At 33.8% G+C, this 5,117-nt stretch carries 5 protein-coding genes and 1 rRNA gene; 5 read left to right on the plus strand and 1 reads right to left on the minus strand.

Annotated features, from left to right (window positions below; genetic code table 11):
- Positions 1–356: 356 nt before the first annotated feature.
- From AC3WVA_RS29170 to uppP, 5 genes are read left to right on the plus strand one after another with little or no spacing between them, the layout of a single operon-like run.
- Positions 357–1,070, plus strand: coding sequence for a response regulator transcription factor (locus tag AC3WVA_RS29170; RefSeq protein ID WP_088316488.1), 714 nt, complete (start codon positions 357–359; stop codon positions 1,068–1,070).
- Positions 1,060–2,088 (plus strand): sensor histidine kinase, encoded by a 1,029-nt coding sequence (locus tag AC3WVA_RS29175; RefSeq protein ID WP_142342088.1) that lies wholly within the window; start codon positions 1,060–1,062, stop codon positions 2,086–2,088. Before AC3WVA_RS29170 ends, AC3WVA_RS29175 begins: the two co-directional genes overlap by 11 nt.
- 53 nt (positions 2,089–2,141) lie before the next feature.
- Positions 2,142–3,071, plus strand: coding sequence for an ABC transporter ATP-binding protein (locus tag AC3WVA_RS29180; protein WP_098347622.1), 930 nt, complete (start codon positions 2,142–2,144; stop codon positions 3,069–3,071).
- A complete protein-coding gene (locus AC3WVA_RS29185; protein WP_492322424.1) occupies positions 3,064–3,801 on the plus strand; it encodes an ABC transporter permease in 738 nt (245 codons plus the stop codon). Before AC3WVA_RS29180 ends, AC3WVA_RS29185 begins: the two co-directional genes overlap by 8 nt.
- Before the next feature lie 17 nt (positions 3,802–3,818).
- Complete coding sequence (gene uppP / locus AC3WVA_RS29190; protein WP_048526411.1) at positions 3,819–4,616, plus strand: undecaprenyl-diphosphate phosphatase UppP; 798 nt, start codon at positions 3,819–3,821, stop codon at positions 4,614–4,616.
- 424 nt (positions 4,617–5,040) lie between these two features.
- On the opposite strand, the gene rrf is transcribed toward uppP, so the two are convergent.
- Positions 5,041–5,117 (minus strand): 5S ribosomal RNA (gene rrf / locus AC3WVA_RS29195); the annotation flags it as partial.

The following is a 5,117-nucleotide window of genomic DNA, read 5'->3' on the forward strand; positions in this document are numbered from 1 at the left end:
ATGTCAACTAAGTTTTTCATTTCGTTTGCCACGTTCTGCGTTATTGCATCGGCGACTTGTTCTATATTACACCTCTATATACTAATCGTCAATACCTTTTTATAAATATATTCAAGTTAATATTTTTATGCTCTCTTAGCTATATACAGCCTTACAAAGATTCATTACCGGAAACCATCTTCTGCTTCTCTTTAATTTATTCTTCCAAAACATATTCGAGTCATTTTGAACTCTAAATTTAATACGTGCAGACCTTTTCCACCGATAAAACTAGCAACCTTATTTTAACAAATACTAGTATATAATTAGAGTGTTGTTGTACTATCAATGAAAATCTATTAGAAGCAGGTGAAGATATGAAAGATATACGTATCCTTATAGCAGACGATGATCAAGAAATCCGAAATTTATTGAAAATATATTTAGAGCGAGAATTATATATGGTAGATACTGCAATTAATGGAGATGAGGCCTTACAGTTATTTAATCAAAACAACTATAACCTCGTTATATTAGACCTTATGATGCCGAAAGTAGATGGTATCGAAGTATGCAGAAAGCTTAGAGATAAAACTAACGTACCTATATTAATGCTGACTGCTAAAGATCACGAAGTTGATAAAATTTTGGGTCTAAGCATTGGTGCGGATGATTACATTACAAAACCTTTCAGCATTCACGAGGTGGTTGCACGAGTAAAAGCTCTTATGCGACGTTTTTTAGTTCTTGGAAGTAACATTAATGTACAAGAGAAAACAACTTTAACTTTTAAAGGACTAACTATAAATTTAAATACATATACAGTTCATACAAATAAAGAGGAAATTAGCTTAACCGGAAAAGAACTAGAACTATTAAAATTCTTTACCTCAAACCCAGGACAAGTATTTACTAAAACTCAACTCTTCCGAAATGTATGGGACGATAATTATATAGAAGATGATAATACCGTTATGGTACATATTCGAAAACTTAGAAAGAAAATAGAAAACGATCCTTCCAATCCAAAATTTATTCAAACTGTATGGGGCATTGGTTATAAGTTTGTAGGTGAAAAGCTTGAAGACTGATAAAACGCTATTCCTTATTTCATTACAACTTATCATTTGTGGGCTTTTAAATATACAAATGGTTCCAAGCATAAAAATGTCTTTATTTATTACACTTATCTTAATTACAATGTATCTTTTCTTTTCAAGAATACAATTCATTCAGCATCGCAAATCAATAGATACTAAATTAAGCCGTGTACTAAAAGGTAATTTACAAACGAGATTATTTACAAGCAATGATCGCTCATTACATAATATCGTTTTTTCAATAAATGAACTAATAGCTGAATTAGAAAAGGTTCGGATTGAAGCAAAAAGGTCTCAGGAATCTAGAAAACAACTTTTGTCTAGTATCTCGCACGACATTCGAACACCACTCACCTCCATTATTGGCTATATCGATGCTTTAAAAGATGGGGTTGCTGCTTCTGAAATAGAAAAGCAAGAATATCTTAAAGTACTTTATATAAAATCAAATAATTTAAAACACCTAGTTGATGACATATTCAATATGGCAAAGCTAGACGCCAATGAATTTCCACTAAAAGAAGAACAACTAGACTTTTCTGAAGTTACTAGAGAAATTTTAATTGAATTTTTACCTGAACTCTCAAAACATAATATTGAACTACAAGTTCTAATTCCAGAATCTACTTGCCCTATCGTCGCAGACCACCTTAGCCTTATGCGAATTATGAATAATTTAATAAAAAATGCTATTTATTACGGAAAAGATGGGAAAACATTAGGAATTGAACTACTAGAAACCGATACAGACTATGAACTTCTTATTTGGGACAAAGGCCCGGGTATTTCAAAACATGACTTACAAAACGTATTTGAGCGAATGTACCGAAGCGAACAATCAAGAAATTCCTCCTATGGCGGTAGCGGCCTAGGACTTGCCATTGTAAAAGCACTAGTTGAAAAGCAGCATGGACATATATGGGTTGAAAGTATTCCATGGGAACGAACTACTTTTGGCTTTTCCATTCCAAAACACAATGCTTTTAAGAAACAGTTAAGAAATGATTAATATGCAGTTAAACCTTCCCTTTTATCATGTAATTAAGAACTTATAGAAAGTAGGTGCCCCCTATAAATACAATTATAAAAACGACTAACCTTACTAAATCATACGGCACACAAAAATCGGTAGATAATCTAAATATTAACGTTCAACAAGGAGAAATTTACGGATTCATAGGACGTAACGGTGCAGGAAAAACTACAACCATTCGTATGTTACTCAGCCTTATAAAGCCTACAAGTGGAAATATTGAAATATTCGGAGAGAATTTATTTCAAAACCAAAAAGATATTTTAAGAAGAATTGGTTCTATCGTTGAGGTTCCAGGGTTTTATGAAAACTTAACTGCAAAAGAAAACTTATTAGTTAATGCAAAGATAATTGGAATTCATAAAAAGAATGCTATTGAAGAAGCATTAGAGATAGTAGGATTGCAGCACGAAACAAAAAAATTAGTTGGAAAGTATTCTTTAGGAATGAAGCAGCGTCTAGGGATTGCACGTGCCCTTCTCCATTATCCCGAATTACTCATACTAGATGAACCAACTAATGGGCTGGACCCTATTGGTATTAAAGAAATGCGAAAACTTATTAAATCTTTAGCACAGGAAAGAAATATAACGATACTTATTTCCAGTCACATATTAGCTGAAGTAGAGCAATTAGTTGATCGTATGGGAATTATTCATGAAGGAAGGTTACTAGAAGAAGTTTCTCTTGATACACTACGTAAAACAAACCGTAAGTACATAGAATTTCAGGTGAATAATGACAATAAGGCTGCGATGCTATTAGAAAATCATTTTCAAATTTTTGATTACGAAGTTCATGATGAGGGGAATATTCGGATTTATTCTCATTTCGGACAACAAGGGCACATAAACAGAACGTTCGTTCTAAATGATATTGAAGTATTAAAAATGATGATGAGCGAAGATAGATTAGAAGATTATTTCACTAAACTAGTCGGGGGTGGAACGATTGGTTAATCTACTCTATACAGAACTATTAAAACTAAAACGCTCTAATATGTTTTTAATTAGCATTATTGGTGCTGGTGTCGCACCTCTCTTAGTTGTAGTGGCTTCTTATATACATATAAAAACCAAACAGCCAACTCCAACAATTTGGTTTCATCAATTATTTACTGAGGTTAACTTATATACTACTTTAGTAATAGGCTTTCCCTTATATGGAGTAGTAATTGCTTATATGTTTACCCGTGAATATACAGAAGATACACTAAAGAATTTATTAACTATCCCCGTGTCGCGTATTAGCTTTATTATAAGTAAGTTCATCATTCTTTTTCTTTGGATCGTGATGCTAACTTTAGTCGCTTGGACACTCACTTTAATATTAGGGATATTGGGGGGCTTCCCTGGTGTTAACACCGATTTAATTTTAGGTTCTTTTCTAAAATTTTCAATTTGTGCTGTACTTCTCTTTCTATTGTCTTCACCTATAGTACTATTAACTCTTGTAATGAAGAGCTATGTACCGCCTATTATATTAACAGTCATTATTACAATGACTAATCTTATGCTCGTAAACTCCAAACATAAAGATTTATTTCCGTGGACCGCTACTTTAGATATCGCAAATAATGAATTACAACCCACGTATCCACCAGAGTATTCTTATATCATCATTGCAGCAACGACGATCTTCGGATTTATTGCAACACTATTCTATTTTAAAAGAGTAGATATCCATTAATTTATAGGAGTGAAACTATGAGCGATATCATTATTGCCTTCATACTTGGTATCGTAGAGGGGCTAGCTGAATTTTTACCTATCTCCTCTACTGGCCACCTTATATTAGTCGGGCATTTATTAGGCTTTGAAGGAGAAAGAGCGAAAACGTTTGAAATTGTTATACAGCTAGGGGCAATTTTAGCTATTGCAATTTTATATCATAAACGCCTCGTTTCTTTATGTAATATTAAACCTCTTCTGAGGAAAGAGAAAAAATTTAACGTATTCCATGTATTTCTTGGCGTATTTCCAGCAGTAGTTGCTGGTTTATTACTACACGATGTTATTAAAACTTACTTATTTCAGCCCTACACTGTCGTAATTGGACTTGTGGCAGGGGCCATTCTGATGATCTTTGCAGAAGTAAAAAAGAAAGAGGCAACCGCCTATTCACTGGATGATTTAACATACCGTCAAGCATTAACAATTGGATTATTCCAATGCTTAGCCGTATATCCTGGTTTTTCTAGAGCTGGCTCTACTATTTCTGGGGGGCTATTAGCAAAAGTAAATTATAAAACTGCATCTGAGTTCTCTTTTCTAATTGCTCTTCCTGTAATGGTTGGCGCTACAGGCTTAGACTTATTAAAAAGCTGGAAGTATTTAAGTGTAAATGATATTCCTATGTTTGTCGTAGGATTCATTACCTCTTTTATAGTAGCAATGCTAGCGGTAGTAACTTTTCTGAAGCTTTTAGAGAAGATAGGTTTAAAACCTTTTGCATACTATCGTATTTTACTAGCTATTTTATTTACGCTTTTCGTATTGCTCTAAGTTCATATAAGTCACAAATTATTAAACCGATATTCAAGTTAGAATATCGGTTTTTTTATCTATTTCACTACTAGTATGACTTACTTCTGACATGACAGGAATAATCACCATTAATACTCCAAATTACCGTACGACACAGCTCAAAAATTAAACATCCCTTGGACAACGCCATATTAATAGAGAGACCGAATGTGTATATAATAAAGTGAAACTTTAATCAGCCTCACCAATCGGGCTTTTACGGGCAGTTGATCCTCCACCTAACTTCTTCGCTTCCGCTGAATTTTGAGGTGGGGGTCTTACTGCCCGGCAAATAGCGGGATAAACTATATCCTTTCCGCATATATCATCTTTCTGTGTATAAAATGTTTATGCTTTATTAAACACGAAAAAAACACAAGTCAAAAGACTTGTGTTTTTAGTCGCTTGGCGACGTCCTACTCTCACAGGGACAAGGTCCCAACTACCATCGGCGCTAGAGAGCTTAACTTCCGTGTTCGG

The organism is Bacillus sp. EB106-04-02-XG92, assembly GCF_058791995.1.

What these genes read in the sequence shown, in the direction of transcription:
- AC3WVA_RS29170 (WP_088316488.1), top strand. Translation starts at nt 357, where the DNA reads ATGAAAGATATACGTATCCTTATAGCAGACGATGATCAAGAAATCCGA.
- uppP (WP_048526411.1), top strand. Translation starts at nt 3,819, where the DNA reads ATGAGCGATATCATTATTGCCTTCATACTTGGTATCGTAGAGGGGCTA.